This window comes from Ectobacillus soli (assembly GCF_042610425.1).
GTDB lineage: Bacteria > Bacillota > Bacilli > Bacillales > Bacillaceae_G > Ectobacillus.
This window is the reverse complement of the sequence record NZ_JBGJZM010000007.1, coordinates 26,705-50,467: the sequence shown is the minus strand read 5'-3', so window position 1 is coordinate 50,467 and position 23,763 is coordinate 26,705. Positions and strand designations below refer to the sequence as shown.

23 protein-coding genes, 2 tRNA genes and 1 rRNA gene are annotated in these 23,763 nt (G+C 38.7%); all 26 read right to left on the bottom strand.

Annotation, left to right across the window (positions count from 1 at the left end):
- Positions 1–80, bottom strand: a 16S ribosomal RNA gene (locus ACAN53_RS17710); the annotation flags it as partial.
- A gap of 353 nt (positions 81–433) precedes the next feature.
- Positions 434–1,915 carry a lysine--tRNA ligase gene (gene lysS / locus ACAN53_RS17705; protein WP_379971477.1) on the bottom strand — a complete coding sequence of 494 codons (1,482 nt, stop codon included), beginning with the start codon at positions 1,913–1,915 and terminating at the stop codon, positions 434–436.
- 126 nt (positions 1,916–2,041) lie between these two features.
- Complete coding sequence (dusB, locus tag ACAN53_RS17700) at positions 2,042–3,040, bottom strand: tRNA dihydrouridine synthase DusB (protein WP_379971476.1); 999 nt, start codon at positions 3,038–3,040, stop codon at positions 2,042–2,044.
- A gap of 23 nt (positions 3,041–3,063) precedes the next feature.
- Positions 3,064–3,270, bottom strand: a complete 207-nt coding sequence (locus ACAN53_RS17695) for a helix-turn-helix domain-containing protein (protein WP_379971475.1) — start codon at positions 3,268–3,270, stop codon at positions 3,064–3,066.
- Complete coding sequence (gene folK / locus ACAN53_RS17690; RefSeq protein WP_379971474.1) at positions 3,222–3,737, bottom strand: 2-amino-4-hydroxy-6-hydroxymethyldihydropteridine diphosphokinase; 516 nt, start codon at positions 3,735–3,737, stop codon at positions 3,222–3,224. The genes ACAN53_RS17695 and folK overlap by 49 nt, the downstream gene beginning before the upstream one ends.
- Positions 3,734–4,096, bottom strand: a complete 363-nt coding sequence (gene folB, locus ACAN53_RS17685) for a dihydroneopterin aldolase (RefSeq protein WP_379971473.1) — start codon at positions 4,094–4,096, stop codon at positions 3,734–3,736. The genes folK and folB overlap by 4 nt, the downstream gene beginning before the upstream one ends.
- Entirely contained in the window at positions 4,074–4,934 is an 861-nt protein-coding gene (folP, locus tag ACAN53_RS17680) for a dihydropteroate synthase (RefSeq protein WP_379971472.1), read from the bottom strand. The genes folB and folP overlap by 23 nt, the downstream gene beginning before the upstream one ends.
- Positions 4,934–5,803, bottom strand: coding sequence for an aminodeoxychorismate lyase (gene pabC, locus ACAN53_RS17675; protein WP_379971471.1), 870 nt, complete (start codon positions 5,801–5,803; stop codon positions 4,934–4,936). The genes folP and pabC overlap by 1 nt, the downstream gene beginning before the upstream one ends.
- On the bottom strand, positions 5,797–6,384 hold the full coding sequence (gene pabA, locus ACAN53_RS17670) for an aminodeoxychorismate/anthranilate synthase component II (RefSeq protein ID WP_379971470.1): 588 nt from the start codon (positions 6,382–6,384) through the stop codon (positions 5,797–5,799). Before pabA ends, pabC begins: the two co-directional genes overlap by 7 nt.
- A gap of 13 nt (positions 6,385–6,397) precedes the next feature.
- On the bottom strand, positions 6,398–7,786 hold the full coding sequence (pabB, locus tag ACAN53_RS17665; RefSeq protein ID WP_379971469.1) for an aminodeoxychorismate synthase, component I: 1,389 nt from the start codon (positions 7,784–7,786) through the stop codon (positions 6,398–6,400).
- 192 nt (positions 7,787–7,978) lie between these two features.
- Positions 7,979–8,899 carry a cysteine synthase A gene (gene cysK, locus ACAN53_RS17660; protein ID WP_379971468.1) on the bottom strand — a complete coding sequence of 307 codons (921 nt, stop codon included), beginning with the start codon at positions 8,897–8,899 and terminating at the stop codon, positions 7,979–7,981.
- A 138-nt stretch (positions 8,900–9,037) separates the two neighbouring features.
- Positions 9,038–9,916 carry an Hsp33 family molecular chaperone HslO gene (gene hslO, locus ACAN53_RS17655; RefSeq protein ID WP_379971467.1) on the bottom strand — a complete coding sequence of 293 codons (879 nt, stop codon included), beginning with the start codon at positions 9,914–9,916 and terminating at the stop codon, positions 9,038–9,040.
- Between the two features lie 5 nt (positions 9,917–9,921).
- Positions 9,922–10,704: a type III pantothenate kinase gene (locus ACAN53_RS17650; RefSeq protein ID WP_379971466.1), complete on the bottom strand. Its 783-nt coding sequence runs from the start codon at positions 10,702–10,704 to the stop codon at positions 9,922–9,924.
- 184 nt (positions 10,705–10,888) lie between these two features.
- Complete coding sequence (gene ftsH / locus ACAN53_RS17645) at positions 10,889–12,802, bottom strand: ATP-dependent zinc metalloprotease FtsH (RefSeq protein ID WP_379971465.1); 1,914 nt, start codon at positions 12,800–12,802, stop codon at positions 10,889–10,891.
- Positions 12,803–12,885: 83 nt separating this feature from the next.
- Positions 12,886–13,428, bottom strand: coding sequence for a hypoxanthine phosphoribosyltransferase (hpt, locus tag ACAN53_RS17640; protein WP_379971464.1), 543 nt, complete (start codon positions 13,426–13,428; stop codon positions 12,886–12,888).
- A complete protein-coding gene (gene tilS / locus ACAN53_RS17635) occupies positions 13,425–14,855 on the bottom strand; it encodes a tRNA lysidine(34) synthetase TilS (RefSeq protein WP_379971463.1) in 1,431 nt (476 codons plus the stop codon). The genes hpt and tilS overlap by 4 nt, the downstream gene beginning before the upstream one ends.
- Before the next feature lie 215 nt (positions 14,856–15,070).
- A complete protein-coding gene (gene spoIIE / locus ACAN53_RS17630) occupies positions 15,071–17,521 on the bottom strand; it encodes a stage II sporulation protein E (RefSeq protein ID WP_379971480.1) in 2,451 nt (816 codons plus the stop codon).
- A gap of 406 nt (positions 17,522–17,927) precedes the next feature.
- A tRNA-Glu gene (locus tag ACAN53_RS17625) sits at positions 17,928–17,999 on the bottom strand.
- Positions 18,000–18,008: 9 nt separating this feature from the next.
- Positions 18,009–18,082, bottom strand: a tRNA-Met gene (locus ACAN53_RS17620).
- Between the two features lie 174 nt (positions 18,083–18,256).
- On the bottom strand, positions 18,257–18,724 hold the full coding sequence (locus tag ACAN53_RS17615) for a S1 domain-containing RNA-binding protein (RefSeq protein WP_379971461.1): 468 nt from the start codon (positions 18,722–18,724) through the stop codon (positions 18,257–18,259).
- 86 nt (positions 18,725–18,810) lie between these two features.
- Positions 18,811–19,170: an FtsB family cell division protein gene (locus ACAN53_RS17610; protein WP_379971460.1), complete on the bottom strand. Its 360-nt coding sequence runs from the start codon at positions 19,168–19,170 to the stop codon at positions 18,811–18,813.
- Positions 19,167–19,820 carry a spore cortex biosynthesis protein YabQ gene (gene yabQ, locus ACAN53_RS17605; protein ID WP_379971459.1) on the bottom strand — a complete coding sequence of 218 codons (654 nt, stop codon included), beginning with the start codon at positions 19,818–19,820 and terminating at the stop codon, positions 19,167–19,169. Before yabQ ends, ACAN53_RS17610 begins: the two co-directional genes overlap by 4 nt.
- Positions 19,817–20,110, bottom strand: a complete 294-nt coding sequence (gene yabP / locus ACAN53_RS17600) for a sporulation protein YabP (RefSeq protein WP_379971457.1) — start codon at positions 20,108–20,110, stop codon at positions 19,817–19,819. The genes yabQ and yabP overlap by 4 nt, the downstream gene beginning before the upstream one ends.
- Before the next feature lie 65 nt (positions 20,111–20,175).
- Positions 20,176–20,433, bottom strand: a complete 258-nt coding sequence (locus tag ACAN53_RS17595) for an RNA-binding S4 domain-containing protein (RefSeq protein ID WP_379971456.1) — start codon at positions 20,431–20,433, stop codon at positions 20,176–20,178.
- Between the two features lie 11 nt (positions 20,434–20,444).
- Positions 20,445–21,908, bottom strand: coding sequence for a bifunctional methyltransferase/pyrophosphohydrolase YabN (yabN, locus tag ACAN53_RS17590; protein ID WP_379971455.1), 1,464 nt, complete (start codon positions 21,906–21,908; stop codon positions 20,445–20,447).
- A 15-nt stretch (positions 21,909–21,923) separates the two neighbouring features.
- A complete protein-coding gene (locus ACAN53_RS17585) occupies positions 21,924–23,510 on the bottom strand; it encodes a putative polysaccharide biosynthesis protein (protein ID WP_379971454.1) in 1,587 nt (528 codons plus the stop codon).
- Between the last annotated feature and the right edge of the window lie 253 nt (positions 23,511–23,763).

Genomic DNA, 23,763 nt, shown 5'->3' with positions numbered 1-23,763 from the left:
CCCCGAAGGGTTCGCTCGACTTGCATGTATTAGGCACGCCGCCAGCGTTCATCCTGAGCCAGGATCAAACTCTCCATAAAAGTTAAAGTTTGTCTAAGCTAAAAAAAATAAAACTGACGTTTCATGTTTTGTTTAGTTTTCAAAGAACTCGGCATCGCTCAAAAGCGACTTCAATATAATATCATGTGAACCGAAAGCTGTCAACAACTTTTGAATTTTTAAATTAACTTTCGTCAGTGACAACGCATATAAATATACCAGTTAGAAAAAAATAAAGCAACTGTTTTTTTAGATTTTCTATATCTTATCTATTCAAATGTACATAAATATGATGTTACCTCCCGCATTAACCATAAAAAAATAGACTGGCATGCAGCAAACTACATGCCAGTCTATTGAATCAAACAAATGAATTCACGCTTTACTAGGCTTCTTATTTATGACGCATAAGCGGAAATAAAAGAACATCACGAATAGATGGTGAGTTGGTTAATAACATCACTAGACGATCGATACCTATGCCTAGACCGCCTGTTGGAGGCATACCATATTCTAATGCTTCGATATAATCTTCGTCCATCATATGTGCTTCATCATTACCTTGTTCACGTTCTTGTAATTGAGCTTCAAAACGTTGCTTTTGATCAATTGGATCATTTAGCTCTGTAAATGCATTGGCATGCTCACGCGCTACAATGAATAGCTCGAAACGATCCGTGAACCGAGGATCTTCTGCATTTTTCTTTGCAAGAGGTGAAATTTCTACAGGATGGCCAAAAATAAATGTAGGTTGAATTAACTTTTCTTCTACTTTTTGTTCAAAGAATTCATTAATAATATGTCCTACTGACATCGTATCTTTAATTTCAATATGATGCTCGTTTGCCAATTGACGGGCTTCTTCTACACTCATTGGTTTCCAAAAGTCAGCACCTGTATATTCTTTAATTGCATCAACCATATGAAGTCGTTTCCACTTAGGCTCTAAATCAACCTCATATTCTCCATAAGTAATTTTTGTAGTACCAATTACTTCTTTCGCAATGTGTGCAATCATATTTTCTGTTAGTTTCATAATATCTTCAAAATCAGCATATGCTTCATACAATTCTAGCATTGTGAATTCTGGATTATGACGTGTTGATATTCCTTCGTTACGGAATACACGACCAATTTCATACACTTTTTCAAGGCCGCCGACGATTAGGCGTTTTAAATGTAATTCAATTGCAATACGCATAAATAGATCCATATCAAGCGCATTATGGTGTGTAATAAATGGACGTGCTGATGCACCGCCTGCAATTGCATGCATCATTGGTGTTTCCACTTCTAAATAACCGGAATCATCTAAGTATCTTCTCATAGAACGAATGATTTTACTGCGTGATACGAATGTTTCACGGCTTTCCATACTTGTAATTAAATCTAAATATCTTTGACGATAGCGTTGTTCAATGTCTTTTAACCCATGATATTTGTCTGGAAGTGGACGAAGAGATTTTGCCAGTAAAGTAAAGCCAGTAACTTTGACAGATAACTCTCCTGTTTTTGTACGGAATACAGTTCCATGTATTCCAACAAGATCTCCTAGATCTGCTGTACGGAATAATTCATAGGCTTCTTCCCCAATTACATCTTTCCGAACGTAAATTTGCATTTGTCCATTTAAATCTTGAATATGAGCAAAGCCAACCTTTCCTTTTCCTCGCTTTGTCATAATTCGTCCTGCAATAGAAACAGGTATATCTTTTTCATGTAAGTCTTCTTCTGAAAATTCATCGTACAATTCTACTAGTTGTTTAGAAGAATGTGTTCGTTCAAACCGCTTTCCAAATGGATCTATTCCGCTATCAAACAGGTTTTGTAGTTTTTCTCTGCGCACCTGTAACTGGTCATTTAACTCTTCACTCATAAAATCAACTCCAGCTCTATGAAATTTTGCAATGTTTATAGTATAACACTTTCTAATCCACTAGAAAAACTGTCAGCTACCACTGACAGTTTTTCTTCTTCAACTTTACACATGCTCCTGTGAATGTCAACCGACTTGAATAGAATTCTCTTTTTCTTCTGCTCTATCAGCAAATTGCGTAAGCAAAGACACAAGTTCATCACGTGTATTGCATTCATTTACCGCATTGCGAACTCTTGCATTTCCCTGAATTCCTTTTAAATACCAAGCAGCATGTTTACGCATTTCCTTTACTGCTATTTTTTCATTTTTAAGTGCGATAAGACGATCTAAATGTAGAAGACATACGTCAATTTTTTCGCGAATCCCTGGCTCTTCCATCAATTTTCCCGTTTCTAAATACTGAACCGTACGATAGATCATCCATGGGTTTCCAAGTGCTGCACGTCCAATCATAACTCCGTCCACACCAATCTCGTCCAGCATACGCTTTGCATCTTGTGGAGTTTCAACATCTCCGTTTCCGATAACCGGAATATTGACCGCTTGTTTTACTTGTTTTATAATATCCCAATTCGATTTACCTTCGTACATTTGAGCACGCGTACGGCCATGAACAGCTACCGCTTGTCCTCCTGCCCGTTCGACAGCAAGTGCATTTTCAACTGCAAGGATATGTTCACTATCCCATCCAATACGCATCTTAACAGTTACCGGTATTTTAACTGCATCTACAACAGCCGCTACCATTTCATATACTTTATTCGGATCTAATAACCATTTTGCACCTGCATCACATTTTGTAATTTTCGGTACAGGGCACCCCATATTAATATCTATAATATCCGCATCCGTATGTGATTCCACAAATTTAGCCGCTTCAACAAGATTCTCCTTTTCCCCACCAAAAATTTGAAGGCTAAGGGGTTTCTCGCGTTCATCCATATATAGCATGTTCATCGTTTTTTCATTTTTATAAAGTACAGCCTTGTCACTCACCATTTCTGCACAAACAAGACCAGCCCCAAATTCTTTTACAGTAAGACGAAATGCAGAATTGCACACTCCGGCCATTGGTGCTAATACTACCGGGTTTTTCATCTCAATATTTCCAATCTTAAGCAACGTAAATCCCTCCCTTCCCTTTCTTAATCCTTAGGTGATAATTCTTCTATGGAAACGTTCAAAGTATGTGATACATTTACAAGAAATTCTTGTGAAGGAGTTCGATTGCCACGCTCGATTTCACCTAAAATAGATACTGACAATCCCAATTGTTTAGCGAAGCTTTCTTGCGTATAACCCTTCAACTTTCGAAAAGCGCGAATACGTCTTCCCCATTTTTCTGCTTCCATACCCTTACTCCCTCTTGCCTTTTCATTTCCTCTATTTGTTCAGGTGAGAAGTGTTTTTGCGACTCTTGATGGATTTCATATAAGGGTGCTAACACAAAAGCACGTTCATTCATGCGAGGATGTGGAATAATAAGGCTCTCTGTTTCAATATTTTCGTTATTATAAAGCAAAATGTCAAGGTCAATCGTACGAGGCCCCCAATGAATTTCCCTCATTCTTCCTAATTCATTTTCAATATGTTGTGTATAAGCTAGCAGTATATTGGGTGTTAAGCTGGTAGAAATTCGCAATGCAATATTAAGAAAGTAACCTTGGTTCGTATACCCAACAGGTTTTGTTTCGTAAATGGAGGAAATTTTCTGCACGCTAATTTCTTCATGAAGATTAAGCAACTCGACTGCTTTATGCAAGTAATCAGCTCGATCTCCGATATTCGATCCTAGAGAAAGATAGACAATATTATTCATACGCGTTCCCTCGTAATTTCGACTGCAACTGACCGATAATGGCCTCGAATTGGGGGATCTGGTTTAATAACCGTTACTGTACATCGCTGTATTACATTGTACGTAGTAAGAACGGTAGATGCAATAACTTCCGCAACAGATTCTACCAGCTTGTATGGTTTCCCTTCTACAACGTTTTCGCAAAGATGATATAATTCCCCGTAATTAACGGAATCCCTTAAATTATCGGTTTGTCCCGCTTGTCGTAAATCTAATTCTACCGTAAGATTTACCCGAAACCGCTGGCCTAGTTTATTTTCCTCGGGAAACACTCCGTGATAACCATAGAATTCCATGTCATGCACGAATATCTTGTCCAACTCGTATTCCTCCTTTACCAAGCATTGCATCCATCATTTTTGCCATTCTTACGGTTTCTAACACATCATGCACACGTATGATATCGCATCCTTTTTGAATTCCTAAACAAGTAGTAGCTCCTGTCCCTTCTACTCGCTCATTTACAGGTAGATTCAACACATCACCAATGAACGCCTTCCGAGATGTCGCAAGTAAAAGTGGGTAACCAAGAACGGTAAGCTGTTCAAGATTTCTCATAACCTCTAAGTTTTGTTCTGGTGTTTTTGAAAAACCACCTAAGCCTGGGTCTAAAATAATATTTTCATCACGAACACCCGCTGCTTTCACAATTTTCACACTCTCATATAAATCAGCAATCATATCTGCAATTATATTTCGATAGTTGGTATTATCTCGATTGTGCATAAGAATAATCGGTACATCAAAATAAGCAGCTACTTCAGCCATCTTCGGATCAGCCTTAGCACCCCAAATATCATTAATGATATTTGCGCCAGCCTCGATTGCCTGTCTTGCCACTTCCGCTTTATACGTATCAATAGAGATTGGAACATGAACAGACCGAGATACAGCTTTAATAGCTGGTAATACACGCCCTAATTCTTCCTCCTGTGATACTTTCGCATAACTTGGACGAGTAGATTCGCCGCCAATGTCAATAATTTTAGCACCCTGCTCTACCATTTCTTGTGCGTGCAGAACAGCAGACCGTTCATTGTTAAACTTACCACCATCCGAGAATGAATCGGGGGTAACATTTAAAATTCCCATAACGATAGTTTCTTCTGTAATTTTTAATTCATATGGTCCGCATTGAATATTACGTAAAGCTTCCACTACTTAGCATCTCCTTTTATTAACTCATGCTTACTTCGTAATACATTCCGAAACTTTCGATACACACGTATTAATTCTAAAGTTATTGGGTTGTTAGTAAAAGACACGGTATCAATTGTATGCATTGGTACAATTTCTTGAATCGAATTTGTGACAAATACTTCATCGCTTTCGAATAGCTCTTCTTTCGTAAAGAATCCTTCTATTACCTGCATGTGAATGCTTTTTGCTATTTCTATAATAAAATTCCTTGTAATTCCATTCAAAATTCCTGTTTCTACAGCAGGCGTATACAACACCCCACATTTTACGAAGAAGATATTTGAAACAACTCCCTCTGCCACATAGCCTTCTTTTGTTAAGAAAAGACCTTCCTTCATTGGGTCATCACCTACTTCTCTCTTACCAAGTATACTATTTAAATAATGATGCGACTTAAGTCGGAGATAGCCTTCTGGTGTATTGCGTGATAGTTGTAAAATGACGCCCGTTTTCTTGGTAATAGTATTGGAAACAGGTAACGGTTTTACAAATATAATGACGGAAGGAGAAGTGTAAGGTTCTGTTTGTAACCCCACTTCTCCAATGCCAGCTGAGACATTTAATCGTATATAAGCATCTTGTAAATCATTTCGACGTAACAGTTCGTGCAATATGTTCAGGATTGTTTCCTTTTCCATATTCCATTGTATGGAGAGTGTGGATAGGGAAAATTGTAATCGCTCAAAATGATCATCAAACAGAAAACAATGACCCGCATACACACGTAATGTTTCAAACACACCTACTCCATACAAATAACCATGATCATAAGGTGAGATAACAGCCTCGGTATCTTTGACATAGTTTCCATTCACATAGATCAACATGGTACCGTGCTCCTATTATAGTGTGTTAAAAATTTTTTCAATATTTCTTTTCCCTGTGATGTCAAAATTGACTCTGGATGAAACTGTACCCCTTCTACAGGAAACGATTTATGGCGAATACCCATGATTTCACCACTTTTTGTCCAAGCTGAAACTTCAAGACAATTTGGTATTGTTTCACGCTTTACAAGTAAAGAATGATAGCGCGTGGCAGCAAAAGGATTCGATATATCATGAAATATTGATTTACCATCATGGTATATTTGTGAAGTTTTACCGTGTATTAACCGTTCTGCGCGAACAATCTCTCCTCCGAAAACCTGTGCAATTGCTTGGTGCCCTAAACACACTCCCAAAATAGGAATTTTCCCCGCAAAGTATTCAATCGCCTTTAAACTAATACCGGCTTCATTCGGACTACATGGTCCTGGAGAAATCATTAAAAAATCAGGTGATAGATCCTCTATTTCTTCAATCGATATATCATCATTTCTCCTTACAACTATGGTTTGTCCCAATTCTCCAAGAAACTGAACCAAATTGAATGTAAACGAATCATAGTTATCAATCATTAGTATCATTTTCTCACCTCACCTACCAATCTTCGCTGCTTTCTTTGGAACGCCATAATGCAGTTGCTTTCTTAAGTGATTCTTGATATTCATGCTTCGGGTTTGAATCAATGACGATACCGGCTCCCGCTTGTACATACGCTTGTCCGTCCTTTGCTAGAAGCGTACGTATCACAATGTTCAATTCCATATCTCCGGAGTAATCAATCCATCCGATCGAACCTGTATAAGCACCTCTTCGAATGGGTTCCAACTGTTCTATAATTTCCATCGTTCGTATTTTAGGAGCCCCGGTAATAGTCCCGCCTGGAAATACAGCCTTGATAACATCAAAGGCATTTTTATCTTCTTCTAATTCACCTCGTACGTTAGATACAATATGCATTACATGAGAGTATTTTTCAATCGTCATAAGTTCATCTACACATACCGTTCCATACTTACACACACGTCCCAAATCATTTCGTTCTAAATCCACAAGCATAACATGCTCAGCGCGCTCTTTTTCATTTTCAATTAATTCTTTTGCCAAAGCTTCATCTTCATTCGCATCTTTACCCCGTGAACGAGTTCCTGCAATAGGGCGTGTACTTACTTCTTTTCCCCTTTTTCGAATAAGCAACTCAGGTGAGCCACTTACCAGCTGAAAATCAGATAATTCTAAATAGCCCATATAAGGAGATGGATTCATTTCACGAAGCTTCGTATAGATTTCTAGTGGATGAGAGTGAAGTGGTCGGGATTGACGAACAGACAAATTCACTTGGAATACATCTCCAGCAGCAATATAATCCTTAATGACTGCAACAGCGTCACAAAAACCATCTTCTGTAAAGGATACAGTCGTTTCAGTAGCAAGCGACTTCGCTGCTGAAATGTGCAAGGCAGGATAGTCTTGCATCCATGTTTGCATCATCTCTTTTACATGTAGCTTTGCACCCTCTTCATCTGTTGTAAAATGCGTGATGCACCAAAGCAAGTTTTCACGATGATCATACACAACTACATCATCAAATAGTAAGAAAAACAAATCTGGAATTTGTAAATCATCCGTCGCAGTTCGTGGAATCGTCTCCATGTAGCGAATACAATCATAGCTAAAATAGCCTACCGCTCCTCCTTGAAAGGGTGGATAGTCATCATTATATATCGCTGTGTATTGTTTCATATATCGCTTCATTTCTTCAATAGGATTTCCCTTTATTACCGTTTCTTTCGCGCCTTCTGTAATACGCAGTTCATCATGTTTTCCACGCAGAATAGCAATAGGATCTAATCCTACCATGCTATAACGACCTCCATTCCCGCTTTCGAGAATAAAGTGATACGATTTATGTTGCGATAGATATTTATATTGAGTAAAAAAATCCTTCTCATACGGAAATGATATTGCTGCTACTCGTCGTTGCATTCTCTCACCTCGTACTGTTTTGTCTTATTCTAACAGGGAATCTAAGTTCGTTGTAGTAGTTTGTTACTTTGCTTCTAAAGTTAAAACAACGAACGAGGTATAATACGCTTTACAGCTGTTCGTGAGAAAAATAAAAAAAGGTGACCTAGCAAGGAGAATAGCACCTCCTTGACAGGTCACCTCATTTGATTTTTATTCAAAGTTGTAAAGTGGAGTACTTAAGTAACGTTCTCCATTACTTGGAATAATGACTAACACTTTCTTTCCTGCTCCAAGTTCTTTTGCAACTTTTTTTGCAGCATATATAGCTGCTCCTGAAGAAATACCAACTAAAATTCCTTCTTCACGTCCAGCTCTTCTTGCATTTTCAAATGCTTGGTCCGTTGTTACTTGAATAATTTCATCATACACTTCTGAATTAAGTGTTTCAGGAATGAATCCAGCGCCAATTCCTTGAATTTTGTGAGGACCTGGTTTACCACCTGATAAAACAGGTGAATCTGCTGGTTCTACTGCGATAATTCTAATATTTGGATATGCTTCCTTCAAAACTTCGCCTGTTCCTGTAATCGTACCACCCGTTCCGATACCAGAAATAAATGCATCCAGCTGATCTCCCATTTGCTTTACAATCTCAGGACCAGTTGTTTGGCGGTGAATTTCAGGATTTGCTTGGTTTTTAAATTGTTGTGGAACAAAATAGCCGTGTTCTGCTGCTAATTCTTCCGCCTTACGAATGGCTCCAACCATACCCTCTTTGCCAGGTGTTAAAACTAGTTCTGCACCATAAGCACGGAGCAAATTACGGCGTTCTATACTCATCGTGTCAGGCATAACTAAAATTGCTTTGTATCCTTTTGCAGCTGCAACCATCGCTAACCCGATTCCTGTATTACCGCTTGTCGGTTCAATGATTGTATCTCCTTCTTTAAGAATTCCTTTGTTTTCTGCATCTTCGATCATAGAAAGAGCAATTCGATCTTTCACACTGCTTCCAGGATTCATAAATTCAAGTTTCAAGTAAATATCTGCACTGCCTTCTTCGACGATACGATTTAACTTTACGATTGGCGTATTCCCAATTAATTCTGACACGGATTGTGCAATTGTCATTATTCCCACCCCTATTGCCTAGTATTTTTATTGGATTTATAAACATTTTTGCATTGTAGGTACTATTTGTCAATTCATATACTTTACATTAATTAAAAATTTTTTTAAGAGTTGGCTTCGATGTCACATTTATTGTGTTTACTGCAAGCTATCGATAAGATTTCCTATATCTTGCTTAGAAAAAGTGTATCTTTCATTACAAAAATGACAGTGTACCTCTGTCTCTTCTTCTTCATCTCGTATTTTTCTAAGTTCTTCTATACCCAGACTACTTAGCACACCTTCAATTCGTTCTCTAGAACATGTACATTGAAATGTAACATCTAAACGGTCTAGCACTTTCACATTTTCCTTATCCAAAATGCTGTACAAGATTTCTTCCGGTGTTAACCCATCTTCAATAAGCCGACTTATCGGCGGAATTTCATTCAAACGTTTTTCAATAAAAGTAATGGTTTCTTCTTCTGCTCCCGGCATCATTTGTAGAACGAATCCACCCGCTGCAAGGATACTATCATCACCGTTAACTAATACACCTACTCCTACAGAAGCTGGTGTTTGCTCGGAGGCGGCAAAATAATAAGTGAAATCTTCCCCTAGCTCACCAGAGACGATAGGCACTTGCCCCATAAATGGCTCTCGTAACCCAATATCTTTAATAACGGTTACGTAACCTTCTGTTCCAACTGCTTCATATACGCGAAGTTTACCATGCTCATTTGCTTCAAAATCAACATGAGGATGTGCTACATATCCGCGGACCTCTCCATTGGCATTTGCATCAACTAAAATATGTCCAATCGGACCGTTTCCTTCTACTTTGATGGTAAGCTTTTGATCTCCCTTTAGCATCGCTCCCATCATCACTCCTGCCGTTAAAGAGCGACCTAGCGCAGCAGAAGCTGTTCTCCATGTATCATGGCGGCGCTGTGCCTCGCTAACTGTATGCGTTGTAATAGTGCTGTAAGCCCGCACTTGCCCATCAAAAGCAAGTGCCCTTACTAAATAATCCTTCATCCCTTTCATTCCCCCTTCTCATGCAATATGTTACGTTCATAAATCATCGATAGTCCCTTTAAGGTAAGGAATGGATCTACAATATCAATCACATCTGATTCCTCAGCAATAAGTCTAGCCAGTCCTCCTGTTGCGATTACAGTTGGCTCTTGTTTTGCCTGCGCCTTCATACGCTTTACGATTCCCTCTACTTGTCCCACATAACCATATAAAATACCTGCTTGCATAGCACTTACTGTATTTTTACCAACGATATCATGCGGACGTGTAATTTCGATTCTTGGTAATTTTGCAGCTCGGCTATAAAGTGCCTCAGCAGAAATCATAATACCAGGTGTAATTGCCCCGCCCATATAATTTTTATCTTCATTCACATAGCAGTATGTAGTAGCCGTTCCGAAATCAACAATAACAAGTGGACTTCCGTATAATTGAATAGCAGCCACAGCATTTACAACACGGTCTGCTCCTATTTCTCTTGGATTTTCATATTTAATATTTAACCCTGTTTTAATTCCTGGTCCCACAACAAGTGGCTTACAGTGAAAGTATTTATCACACATTCTTTCCAGTACAAACATAATGGGCGGAACAACAGAGGAAATAATAATACCTGTAATATCACGAAACGTAAGCCCAACATGGCCAAGTAGATCCTTAATAAGCATTCCATACTCGTCTTCCGTTTTATTCCGATTAGTTTCAATTCGCCAGTGATAATGAAGCTGTTCCTTTTCAAAAACTCCAAGAACTGCATTCGTATTTCCTATATCCATTACGAAAATCATAGTCTCACTCCTCACATCTAATACTCTCATCATAGTTGATTATTACAACTTTATAAAGTTCAACTAGCCTCAATGGAGAAAAATCACTCCTTTGAGGCTAGTCGCATAAATTCTATAGAATGGTGATCCGAATGAACTATACCCCTCACGCTATAAATAAGGGGAAAAAAAGAGTGACAAATCGTCACTCTTTCGGTTCTTCAGTTGTTTTTCCTTCTTCGTTCGTAGAAATATTGACCTTTACTTCTTCAGAACCATATGTTTTTTTCTTACGTTCCGGTAAGATACCGTTATCGTAAAGTCCTCGAATTTGATCCGCATCCAACGTTTCTACAGCAAGTAACGTTTTTGCAATTATATCAAGTTTATCACGTTTTTCCGTAAGAATTTCTTTCGCACGAGCATAACAATTCTTAATAATCGTTTGCATTTCAGAATCAATATCATGAGCAATTGAATCGCTATAGTTTTGTTCTGAACGGAAGTCTCTGCCTAAGAACACTTGTCCTTGAGCATTGCCAAATTGTAGTGGTCCAATTTTATCACTCATACCATATTCTGCAACCATGCTTCTTGCAATACCAGTTGCACGTTGGAAGTCATTATGAGCACCTGTACTTACTTCACCAAACACAATTTCTTCCGCTACACGTCCACCAAGTAGACCTGTAATTTTATCAAGTAATTCTGGTTTTGTCATGAGGTAACGATCTTCCTTAGGAAGCATTACTGCGTAACCACCGGCTTGACCGCGCGGTACAATCGTTACTTTATGAACGACATCTGCATCATCTAGTACCATACCAATAACTGTATGTCCAGCTTCGTGGAACGCCACGATGTTACGTTCTTTAACTGATATAACTTTGCTTTTCTTCGCAGGTCCAGCAATTACCCGGTCTGTTGCTTCATCCACGTCAGACATATCAATTTTCTTTTTATTGGAACGAGCAGCGACAAGAGCGGCTTCATTCAACAGATTTTCTAAATCTGCGCCAGAGAATCCTGGTGTACGCGTCGCAATTGTACGCAAGTTGACACTTTCATCAAGTGGTTTATTACGCGCATGTACCTTTAATACGGCTTCACGACCGTTTACATCTGGTCGATCTACTGTAATTTGGCGGTCAAATCGTCCTGGACGCAAAAGTGCAGGGTCTAAAATATCAGGTCGATTGGTTGCAGCGACAATAATAATTCCTTCGTTTGCACCGAAACCATCCATTTCTACGAGCAATTGGTTTAATGTTTGTTCACGCTCGTCATGACCACCACCAAGTCCAGCACCACGTTGACGTCCTACTGCATCGATTTCATCGATAAAGATAATGCATGGTGCGTTCTTCTTCGCGTTTTCGAACAAATCACGAACACGGGAAGCCCCGACACCAACGAACATTTCTACGAAATCAGATCCACTGATTGAGAAGAATGGTACACCTGCTTCACCTGCTACAGCTCTTGCAAGTAACGTTTTCCCTGTTCCTGGAGGGCCTACAAGTAAAACCCCTTTCGGAATGCGTGCACCAAGCTCAGAAAATTTGCGAGGATCCTTTAAAAATTCAACAACTTCAACTAATTCTTGTTTTTCTTCGTCTGCACCAGCAACATCTCGGAAACGAACCTTTTTCTTATCATCATTATAAAGCTTCGCCTTGCTTTTTCCGAAATTCATTACACGGCTGCCGCCGCCTTGTGCTTGGTTCATAAGGAAGAAGAACAGAATGAATATAATAACAAACGGGATAATGGAAGTGAAGAATGTAACCCAAGCACTTGTTTCCTCTGCTGGTTTATAATCTACCTTCGTATTTTTTGCCTTATCATTCACTTTTTTCTGTAATTCTTCAGTATTTGGTGCGTATGTTACATAAAATTCGTCTTGAGCAGAATCTACAAATTGACCCTTTACCTCAAATACACCATTTTTAGGCTGCAAACTAACTGAACGTACTTCCCCATTATCTAATTTAGTGAGGAATTTATCATAGCTAATCGGCTTTGTTTGCTGAGTTGAACCATTAAAATAGCTAACAACCCCAATTACAACTAAAAATATTAATAAATAAAAGATGGTATTACGGAAGATGCGATTCATCCCAAACCTCCTCTCACAGCATACAATATAGTAAATAGTAACATAGAAAAACTATCCAATCCAATAGTAAAGCCTATGTATTGTTAGTTTGAATAAACGCTAGGTTTTAATACCCCAATGTAAGGAAGATTACGGTATTGTTCCTTATAATCCAAACCATATCCAACAACAAATTCATTTGGTACGTCAAATCCAACATAATCAGCCTTAATCTTTGCTTTTCTACCAGCCGGCTTATCTAATAATGTGACAATTTTGACTGATTTTGCCTTGCGATATTTAAACAAATCAACTAAATAGCTTAAAGTGAGACCACTATCAATGATATCTTCCACAATTAATATGTCTCTACCTTCTACAGAAGTATCCAAATCCTTTAAAATTTTTACTTCTCCAGAAGAAACTGTTGAATTACCATAGCTAGACACTGCCATAAAATCCATTTCAAGATATACATCGATTCGTTTCAGAAGATCAGCCATAAAAGGCATTGCTCCTTTAAGCACACCAATTGCTAGTGGAGTGGTGTTTTTATATTCCTCCGCAATGATTGCGCCAAGTTCCTTAACCTTTTTTTGTATTTCCTCTTCTGATACGAGTACTGTTTCAATATCCTGATTCATCATTTGTTTATCCTCCTAGAAGACTCCTTGCTTTTGTAACGAATAAGTATGTACTTATCTTCATTTGACAACCCTGCCGATAAAGCTATGTTTGCATACTTTAACTGTGGAACCCAAAGTATGTTTCCTTTAGCATCACAAACAATCGGCCATTCAACTCGGTTTAGCTTTGGTACTTTTCCTTCGATAAAAATAGTTTTTATCTTTTTCGTACCATTCATACCTTTTACCGTCATTCTATCTCCTTCGGCCCGTGACCGAACGGTTAATGGCCCGGCAATATCTTTACTAGCGCCAATAAATAAATTTGAATGAATAGAAGCAGGAAAGAAATCGGTAATTTCTGCTATCAGTTCATCTCCATTAGGCAAAGTAACCGATCCTGGAATGGGTAAAGTGTATGAATACGGAAGATGTGGATCCTCCGGAAAGCAAAAACTACAATCTTCATACGTCCGAATTACCTTGAGCCCTGCCGGAAAATCAAGCGAACCAGATGGATGAGGACGCTTAATAAAGCACAGCGCTTGCTCGGTATGTACAGAAGAAAGGGTTACCGGTAGTTGGTAATTATAAAGATAGTTTAATATTAGTTGAATCCCTCTTCTTTGTAAAGGTATTGGTAAAGATTCAAATAAAGGAATTGACAGTACTACTTTATTTTTTTCTTTATATTTTAATACTTTATTCATATTTTCAAAAGCTAATTCCTGTAAATATTTTTCATCTTCTTGTATACATGTACTGAATGACTGAAAACGTTCGTGTACATTGGGATTTTCCTTTTTTAAAACAGGGAGAATATGTTTACGAAATCGATTTCTCGTATACGTATCCTCCGTATTACTGGAATCAAAGCGCACTGCAATTGCTTGATTCTGACAATACTGATTGATTTCATCTTTCGTAACCACTAATAAGGGACGAATAAGCATTCCACCTGCGAATTTTCGCTTTGCCTGCATACCTGCATATCCCTTCATGGTACTTCCGCGTACAAGACGCATTAAAATGGTCTCTACCTGATCATCTCCGTGATGTCCAAGCGCTAAGTAATCACCGTCATACCTACGCATGATGTGTTTGAAAAAAGCATACCGACACTCTCTTGCAGCTAATTCCGTTCCAAGTCGATTCTCTTTTTGATAGTGCGTCACATCGATTTGTGTTGCTTCACATGGTATACCTAGTCTTGTACAATAATTTATTACATATTCCATATCCTGCTTCGATTCTTCTCCTCGAAACATATGATCTACATGTGCTACAATAATATGTAAATTGTCTTTTTCTTTTCTTTTCATCAAGTAGTCCAGCAATGCTAGGGAATCAGGTCCTCCAGAAACTCCAATAATGATGGTTGAATCAGGACGAAGCAATTCGTATTTCGTTACAAAGGCGTCTACTTTCAAAGTGAAATTTTCTTTCAATGTATTTATCACCTTTCATAATTGTTCCTCAAAGTTCCCTGTCACAATCCTACCACTATTCATCCTTTATCTGCAAAAAAAAACAAATGCATTTGTCATTATATAACAGGTCACTCCTTTCAAACCCTACTCCTGTTAGATACATCAACCTTAAATTACAAAAGATGACCTTAGCATCCCGTCTAAGGCCATCCTCAAATACAGATTTTATCTGATTACTGAGCTTTTTTACCCATAACAGGAATAGTTGCCCATTTCGGCATATTTTTTTCTACTTTTGCAACAATTACCGTCATATCATCCTCAATACTTCCACTGCGTGAACGTATCACTTCCTCAAGAAGAATATCGGCAATCTCTTGGGGATCACTTGTCTGTAATTCTTTAATTTTTCGTTTCATCCAAGCCTCGTGATTCTCCACATGCTTTGGTCCCTCAAAAATTCCATCGCTCATCATAATGAGAATATCCCCGCTCTTCAATTGCTCACTTACGACATCTACATCTACATCTTCAATAATACCCATTGGCAAATTGCTTGCTTCTACTTTTATTACTTTTTCGCCACGCTTTACAAAGCTAGGGGTAGAGCCGATTTTCAAAAATTTTACTTTTGCATCCCGCAAATCAATCATCGCCAGATCAAGAGTTGTGAACATTTCCTCTGTTGTACGTAAAGATAAAATAGAGTTGATTGCTTTAATCGCAATTTTTTCATGAATGCCAGACTGCAATATTTTTTGTAGTAGCTTGAGCGTCTCCCTGCTCTCCATGTGCGCTCTTTCTCCATTACCCATACCATCACTAATAGCAAGTGCGTATTTGCCAGCACTAAGCTCCATGGTAGAATAGGAGTCTCCTGATACAAGACCTCCACCTAATGCAGCTGTTGCAATACCCGTTTCAACCGCAAATGTTTTCGCTGATCCGAAGCACACCGTTGTATCGCCGTGAGGATACGGCGATTTCTCTTCTCGCTTTACCAAGATAGTTTCCCCAAGGACATCGGATAGCATGGGCCCTATTAATTTCTCACTCTCTCCCCGTTGATTGCTAACATTTGGAATAACCATCTCTATATCAACATTGCCTTGGTCAAGGCAATAAATATCAACCTGTCCAATTTCAATTCCAAATTTCGTAAACGCATCTAATATTTGATCTTCCTGCGCTTGGTGATTCTCCTTTTCCCTTTGTATTTCTTTTGCAAAATCCTCCATCACTTTGGAAACACCAAGAAGTTGCTCTGCTACTAGCCTACGATTTTCTTTCATCTGTTTTTTTAGTTTTTGCTTCGCATAAAAGTGAGAAAGCTCTTGCTTCATCAGTTCATTCACTTTTGCACTTCGAACACAGTATTTTCCCCACTCTTTTAAAAATCTTGAATTCCGCGTTAAGGTATCTTCTTCTGTTTCGTGTAATACTTGCCTCATATAATCATAGGTTCGATCCGGATTTACAGCCCAACACTGCTCTTTCTTAAAACAGTTATGACATGTCTTTTCTGTAATACCGCTAAGAAATAAATCCGCTTCTGCATCCTTACTCTCATTTTCTACATAGCCGTAAACAGAGAAACTATTCGAAAGGGCTTCAAACACATTCGCAAACTGCGTTACTTTGCTAGAAGTCACATCACGAATACGTCGTAAATACTGATGCTGATCGTCATCATTCTCAGCCGTTCCTGGAATAAACTTCGCTAATCGTTCTAACAAAAACCTCGGCGTTACTAGAAAAATAGAAATGGCTACTAATGATTCGAATAATGTTTGCGTAATATCCCCCTGTTTATCTACATATAAAGCAATCAGGCTCGTCCCAATCAGAAGTCCAAAACTAACGCCAAAGCGCCTTCCTTCTTTGAGTAATCCACCGAGCAACCCCGAAAAGGCGAGTAAACTAAGCTGATATAAACTAGCAACACTTGCCAAGCTTAAAATGAGGCCGGTCACGACTCCAACCGTTGAACCAATTGCCGCCCCAGTTGTGAATGCAAATAGAAGCACTAAGTATCTAGTAAATATATGTTGAATCGACAGATGATAAACAAACCAATCTGTTGTTCCTGTTAAGACAGATGCTAGCAAGATGATTAAACATACAATCTCTTCAGTTGCGAGCGCTTTCTGTTTGTTTTTTCGTTCTGTTAATAGAGGGACGCTTTGAAGAAAAATCATCGTAAGAACGAAGCTTAATCCCGCTTCAATTGTACTCATAAAAACATCATACATGATGATAGATTTTTGACCAAAGTACGTCACGAGTAAGTGTGCGGTTAATACAGATAAAAAAACTTGGAAGGGGACAAGACCTACGGTTTTTTTCGTAAATCTTACAAAAAATATATGATAAACAAAAAACATAAATACGGAAGTAAAGGTAAGGGTTGCATGATCAAAGGATACCGTAAATGCGCCTCCCATGAGCGCAAGAAAAGCTAATGCCATTTTATCTCGTTTCATCACATATACTGATGCAAAAAACGGCAAAGCGAACGGTAAAATATTGGTGAGGATATAGGCTCGTCCTAATAAAAATCCAACTAAGGTAATAATAAATCCCCAACGAAAGAATAGCTGTTCAAACACACTTCTGACTTTACTAGCAAAACGTGCCAACCCTCCGCGATTATCTACCAATGCACTAGTTTTTGAATGGGTCATACTTCTTCCTGTTATCTGCATACAGTTTACACCACCCGAATATTTTGTCCTGATCGTACAAGCGAATTTGGTCCTTTCGCCTATTGATCGAATTGGATACACTTTCAATTCGGCTACAGACTCCGTTCCTAATTGAAGCGTCTCTACTAGTAGGATAAGTATACGAAAATAAATCAGGAGTTTTTGTCAAAAAAAGAGCAAAGCAACATAAAATCGTTCGACGATATATGTAACGCTGTACTATATGTATACAGAATCAGGTAAAATAGTAGAAACAACAGACCATTCTACCGGAAAATAAGCAATGATTTTGTAGAAGGATTAGGGGATTTGTTACGCATACATACAAATGGTTTATTTAATAACAAAAAAACAAAGCCCACTCTGTAGACCTTGTTTTGAAAGATGACCCGTACGGGAATCGAACCCGTGATACCGCCGTGAAAGGGCGGTGTCTTAACCGCTTGACCAACGGGCCATTCTATTATAGCGGCGAAGGGGATCGAACCCCCGACCTCACGGGTATGAACCGTACGCTCTAGCCAGCTGAGCTACACCGCCATGTCCTTAACAATTCAACGGACAATTACTATAATATCTATAAATAGATCAAGTGTCAATAAATTTTATTAGAAAAAGAATAAACTACTAACTATTTAGAGAAGGATACCGAATTATCCTCAATAACAAAAGGACACCCGGTTTTTCCGAATGTCCCTATTTCAAAGGAAAGAATTAACCGCGTCTAGCGCCACGTCCTCCACGTTTTGATTCCGTATTACGTTTTAAAGAAGTTAAACGATCTTCACTATCCTTTAAGAAGCGAACCATTTTTTGTTCAAATGTTTCTTGAGGTTTGAATTCGTTACGTTCACGACCACCGCGTTCGCGGTCACGATTGTAAGGGCGATTGCCTCGTGCAGGACGGCTTGGGCGCTGATCATTCGTATTAGCAGGAGCACCTTCACGTTCTTTCGCTTTCTTAATAGAAAGACCTATCTTCCCATCTTTTTCAACATTAATGACCTTAACTTCAATTTGATCGCCCACTTTGAGATGATCATTAATATCTTTTACATAATTATCTGCTACTTCGCTGATATGGACAAGACCTGTTACTCCATCTGGCAGCTCTACAAAAGCCCCAAAATTAGTGATCCCTGTTACTTTTCCTTGTAACTTGCTGCCTACTTCGATTGACATAAAAAAAATGTTCCTCCTTAAATTTAAAAAGTCAAATTATACTTCATTATATATAATCACAAAATAGAGTGTCAATGAAACACACATTACTTAGCTATAGGAAAGGTTATCTCCCCATCCTTTGAAAAAAAATAATCTCTCCGTGCAATTTTCGCAATATAATCATCATCGTTAAGCTGACGGATTTGTTCTTGAAGCTTTTTTTCTTCGTCTTTCAATGAATTCATTTCACCTTCAAGCTTCGCAGTTCCCGCAACTTGTTCCTTGATGGTCATATTTTGCTTATAAAAGGTTATACTTAAACTAGCAATTACGGTAAGGGCAAATGCAAGAAACAGAGTAAGACGACGAAACAGACGCTTCTTGCTTTGGTTCTCTGGTTGTAGTATATGCTGCTCATTGACTTTTGGATTTTCTCTTACGTACGTGTTCCCTTGCTCCCTCATTCACGAGGTCCCCCCAACCATTTTTTAATAGAAATCCACCAGTTTATTATGTTCACTTTGAATTTCTCGACTTTTAGAAGAAGTCCTGCTAGGCTCTTAACAAAAATTTTAACACGGTTAGGGAGAACTTTCCATACAACTAGTCCAATTAATCGTATTGGTACAAAAAAGATTTTCAATACGACTTTAACGATTTGAATAAGAAGTGTAAGAAATACTCGCAATAAGGATCTACATGTACGAAACAAAAACACGAAAATAGCAACGATACATGAAACGAGAAACAAAACAGGATTCACAATGAGAAGCTTAGTGATTGAAACACTTATGCGATAGACCCTTATCGTAATTTTAATACCCGTTTCTAATACAAGTAAATACAGACGTCTAAACATGCTTTGATAGGTCGCAAAGCCACAAAGTAACGCCACAAATACATAGATTCGAATCGTTGCTTCGTTAACAAGCAATAATACATAAAAAATGAGAAGGGCTTGGACAAACCAAAATAATAAATCATAAAAGAAGATAAGTACCCGTTTTCGCTTTGGCCTTTTTAGAAAGCGCTGATATGTATCCAGCGCTGCACCTGTCCAAGCCCCCATACCAATCATAGAAAGCATCGTATACAGTTGAACGGTCAAACTCATTTAAAAAGCTTGCTAAAGATTCCTTTAGCCTTCTCCGAATGATGTTCATCTATATACGCTAATTCGTACACTTTTCCTTTAATGGATACGATGCCCTTATCAACGTCTAAATTTTTCATTTGTAAATTTTGTCCGCGAATCGTAAGAAAACCCATTACGGTCTCTAGCAAAAATTCCTCATTATCAAAGCTTTCTACTTGTTTGACTCCCGTTATGTCCAGCAAACGTCTTCCTCGCATTATTACATCATGCTCGGCTGCTGGTTTATTTGCTGAAGATATTTGGTTCATCTCAATCCCTCCATAGCTAGTACTGTTACTACAGTATGCTAGGCGAAACAGATTTAGAACGTACCTTACTCAGGCTTATCCTCACTCACAATGGTATACATATCAGCTGCATCTTCTTTTTTTGTTGTTTCCTTCAGCTCATTGATTTTCACCGTAACAACCTTCTGACCGAAACGAACCGTAAGAATGTCATTTACCTTCACAACCGAACTTGCCTTAGCTTGTTGTCCATTTATTGCAATTCGCCCTTGATCTGCAACTTCTTTCGCAAGCGTTCTTCTTTTAATTAAACGAGAAACCTTTAAAAATTTATCTAATCTCATTGTAATCTCTCCTATTCGTAACCCTTTTTCTTTGCTTCCTCCCAAAGAATATCAAGTTCTTCAAGAGTTAAATCTTCCATGGCTTTCCCCATCGAAGCGACTTGTTCCTCCATATAGGTAAAGCGATTGATAAACTTTATATTTGTTGTATGTAGTGCTTCTTCCGGATTAATTTTATAAAACCTAGCAATATTGACGATTGCGAACAAAATATCTCCAAATTCCTTGAGCATTTTTTCCGTATCCATTACTTTGACTTCTGCACGAAACTCATCCCATTCTTCCGTCATTTTCTCTAGCATGGGCTCTACATCTTTCCAATCAAATCCGACCTTCGCTGCCTTCTTTTGTATTTCATAGGCTTGTAACAACTGGGGCATTGTTTTCGGAATACCCGACAAAACGGATTCGCGTTCTTTTCCTTTTTCGGTTTTCTTAATATCATTCCAATTTTCAAGAACTTCATTAGTACTCGTAACAGACACATCTCCAAACACATGCGGATGTCTGCGTATCATTTTCTCTGCTAATCCCTTAATAATATCATCAATTGAATACCAGCCTTCATCCTCGCCAATTTGTGCGTGGAGCATAACTTGTAGCAAAATATCTCCGAGCTCTTCGGTGATATGTTCATCATCCTTTTCATCAATTGCCTCAAGCAATTCATATGTTTCTTCAATGAGATAGCGTTTTAATGACTCGTGTGTTTGCTCTTTATCCCAAGGACAACCATTCGGGCCCCGAAGAGTCGCAATGATTTGTCTTAATGTATGAAATTCATGAAGTAATATGCTCTCATCGTGAACAGGAGGAACATATACACTTGTTAAATTGTTTAATTCAGTCTCATGATCAAGCATATAAAGCGGAACTGCCCGCACGCTTTCAAAAGAAGTACCCGCTGCTGTTACAATAAATACCTCATAATCATCAGATAAACTTTCCATCAACGTTAATTTCACGTCTGATGCAATGAGGGAATCATAGACTTGACAGAAAATAAGGTGATGACGTAATTCTAATTCACTACGAGTAAAGAAAGTAGCATCTACAAGCTGAAATCCTTCAATTGGGTCAATTCGAAGACTGGCAAACAGTGGATCAAGAAAACTTTGTCCTCCCTCTATTTTCACCATTACCCCTTCGCTCTTCCCTTTTTCCAATAGCAATTGTACCGTTCGTTCTGCTACGAGGGGATGCCCAGGAACCGCGTATACAACATCTTCTTCCTTCGCCTTTTCCAGCAAAATAGAAGCAATTGTTTCATAAACCTGTTCAAACTGATCAAACGATTCATACACATCATCAAAAGAAGTGTACGTAATCCCTTCTCTCTCAAGTTCCTGTATAACTGGATGCTCTTTCGTGCGAACATACATATACTTCGTTTCCTTCAGCTTTCGGTATACGCCAATGGTAAGTTGCTCTAATTCGCCAGCTCCTAATCCTATAATCGTAACTGTATGAGCCAATTTGTTTCACTCCTTTTACTTTTTGAAAATAAGGGGGATTTTCCCGCCTTTCCAAACCACACCAAACTCCTCGTCAGTAAATACTTTCATTTTCAAGATAAGCACCAGGTACACAACGCCTCCAATCATGACAGCACTTAACGCTTCAAACGTTGCTACTAGGCGATGTTCTGTATGCACAAGATGTTCTAGCACATCCATGTAAAGAATCACAGACAGCACCATACTAAGCCCGGCAATGGTAACACTTCGTACGCTATGCCAACTCGGGAGTGAATTCGGTACTTTTCGTAGTAAAATATACAGGTTACATATAGCAATACAACACAAAGCAACTACTGTTGCCATTGCTGCTCCCTTGACACCAAACCGTGGAATCATCCATAGATTCGCGCCGTACTTGATTCCCGCTCCCAAAATAGCAAATAAGGCGGGAAGAACCGTTATACCAAGCCCCTGTAGAACAGAAGCAGACGTGATGGAAAAGGCACTAAATAGAATGGAAAGTGATAAAATGGCAAGAAAGTCAGAACCATCTCCATTTTGGAACAACATAATATTGGCCGGCCGAATAATGCATACGAGTCCTGCTGTTGCAGCAAAGCCAATTACTAATGTTAATTTGATAGCTAGCTTCACTTTACCTTTAATAAACCCATGATCCCCTCTCATTCGTGCACCTGTAATAAGAGGTATGAGTGTCAACGAAAACGAGGTAGCCACTACCGTACCCAGTTGAATAAACGGAATACCTCGATCATACACACCCTTTATGAGCTTTGCACCATGCTCTTCAAACCCTGTGCCTACTAACAAGTTGTAGAGTGACATCGAATCAACGAACTGAATGAATATAAGGACCAGATTGCTGACACATATTGTCACACCTTGCCAAAATACAATTTTAATAATATACCGCTTATTTGGTATATTGATCCATTTTTGCACGAACATACTTTGCATCTCGTTTCGGAGAAAATAGAATAAAATGCCTATCGCTACGATACTCCCTATTACAGAGCCAAGCATAGCACCTGCCCCCACCGTGTAGCTATCCGATCCGATTCCCACCAGTAGTAACGATAGCAGTACGATAATCGAAACACGAATCGTTTGCTCTGCTATCTGCGAGGCTGCTGTTGGAGCCATATTTGCAAATCCTTGAAAATATCCTCTTGCTACGGATAGAAAAGGCATAAGAAGAAATGAAAATGCTACTACTTTCAGTAGCTTAAATAGCCGTTCGTCCCCCATAGCACGTGCAATTGTATGAGACCCAAAGAAAAGAATAACAAAAAAGAGCACTCCTACACTCATTAAAAACCAAAATGAAACATAGACAATTTCCTTTGCTCCTTGATTATCTCCCCTCTCTAGTCTGGTCGCAATTAGCTTGGATATGACCACAGGAAATCCATACGTGGCTAAAACTAAAGAAAGACCATACAACGGATACACTTGCTGATAAATATAAAAACCGAGATCCCCTGCAATATTTTGATACGGAATCCGATAAAAAGCACTTAGTATTTTCATGATAAGACCAGATATCGTTAATATAATAGCTCCTTGCCAAAAAGCCCCCTGCTTCTTCATCTCCATACAGAAATTCCTTTCTTCCTATACTCACACCACGCGTATTATATCATAATACCAGATTGACGTAACCGTAACTGTGAACATGGAAAATAGACCATCTGCATTCTAACAGATGGTCTGTTTAGTAAAGTGATTCTAGGTGATGGAAAAACGCGTTAAAAATAGATTTGCTTTTCTTTTGACCAGCTTTTTCGGCTAGCTCCTTCCGGTCAGAAAACCTCCATCCATAAAGGCATAAAGCGCCTTTTTGGGTGGA

Excerpts from the sequence above, each read along its gene's own strand:
- pabA (WP_379971470.1), bottom strand. The coding sequence starts at position 6,384 with ATGATACTAATGATTGATAACTATGATTCGTTTACATTCAATTTGGTT.
- hpt (WP_379971464.1), bottom strand. The coding sequence starts at position 13,428 with ATGATGAATCAGGATATTGAAACAGTACTCGTATCAGAAGAGGAAATA.
- cysK (WP_379971468.1), bottom strand. The coding sequence starts at position 8,899 with ATGACAATTGCACAATCCGTGTCAGAATTAATTGGGAATACGCCAATC.
- ACAN53_RS17585 (WP_379971454.1), bottom strand. The coding sequence starts at position 23,510 with ATGGAGATGAAGAAGCAGGGGGCTTTTTGGCAAGGAGCTATTATATTA.
- yabP (WP_379971457.1), bottom strand. The coding sequence starts at position 20,110 with ATGAACCAAATATCTTCAGCAAATAAACCAGCAGCCGAGCATGATGTA.
- folK (WP_379971474.1), bottom strand. The coding sequence starts at position 3,737 with ATGAATAATATTGTCTATCTTTCTCTAGGATCGAATATCGGAGATCGA.
- ACAN53_RS17610 (WP_379971460.1), bottom strand. The coding sequence starts at position 19,170 with ATGAGGGAGCAAGGGAACACGTACGTAAGAGAAAATCCAAAAGTCAAT.
- ACAN53_RS17695 (WP_379971475.1), bottom strand. The coding sequence starts at position 3,270 with ATGGAAGCAGAAAAATGGGGAAGACGTATTCGCGCTTTTCGAAAGTTG.
- ACAN53_RS17595 (WP_379971456.1), bottom strand. The coding sequence starts at position 20,433 with ATGAGATTAGATAAATTTTTAAAGGTTTCTCGTTTAATTAAAAGAAGA.
- pabC (WP_379971471.1), bottom strand. The coding sequence starts at position 5,803 with ATGTTGATCTATGTGAATGGAAACTATGTCAAAGATACCGAGGCTGTT.
- lysS (WP_379971477.1), bottom strand. The coding sequence starts at position 1,915 with ATGAGTGAAGAGTTAAATGACCAGTTACAGGTGCGCAGAGAAAAACTA.
- yabQ (WP_379971459.1), bottom strand. The coding sequence starts at position 19,820 with ATGAGTTTGACCGTTCAACTGTATACGATGCTTTCTATGATTGGTATG.
- spoIIE (WP_379971480.1), bottom strand. The coding sequence starts at position 17,521 with ATGACCCATTCAAAAACTAGTGCATTGGTAGATAATCGCGGAGGGTTG.
- ftsH (WP_379971465.1), bottom strand. The coding sequence starts at position 12,802 with ATGAATCGCATCTTCCGTAATACCATCTTTTATTTATTAATATTTTTA.
- hslO (WP_379971467.1), bottom strand. The coding sequence starts at position 9,916 with ATGAAGGATTATTTAGTAAGGGCACTTGCTTTTGATGGGCAAGTGCGG.
- ACAN53_RS17615 (WP_379971461.1), bottom strand. The coding sequence starts at position 18,724 with ATGTCAATCGAAGTAGGCAGCAAGTTACAAGGAAAAGTAACAGGGATC.
- ACAN53_RS17650 (WP_379971466.1), bottom strand. The coding sequence starts at position 10,704 with ATGATTTTCGTAATGGATATAGGAAATACGAATGCAGTTCTTGGAGTT.
- pabB (WP_379971469.1), bottom strand. The coding sequence starts at position 7,786 with ATGCAACGACGAGTAGCAGCAATATCATTTCCGTATGAGAAGGATTTT.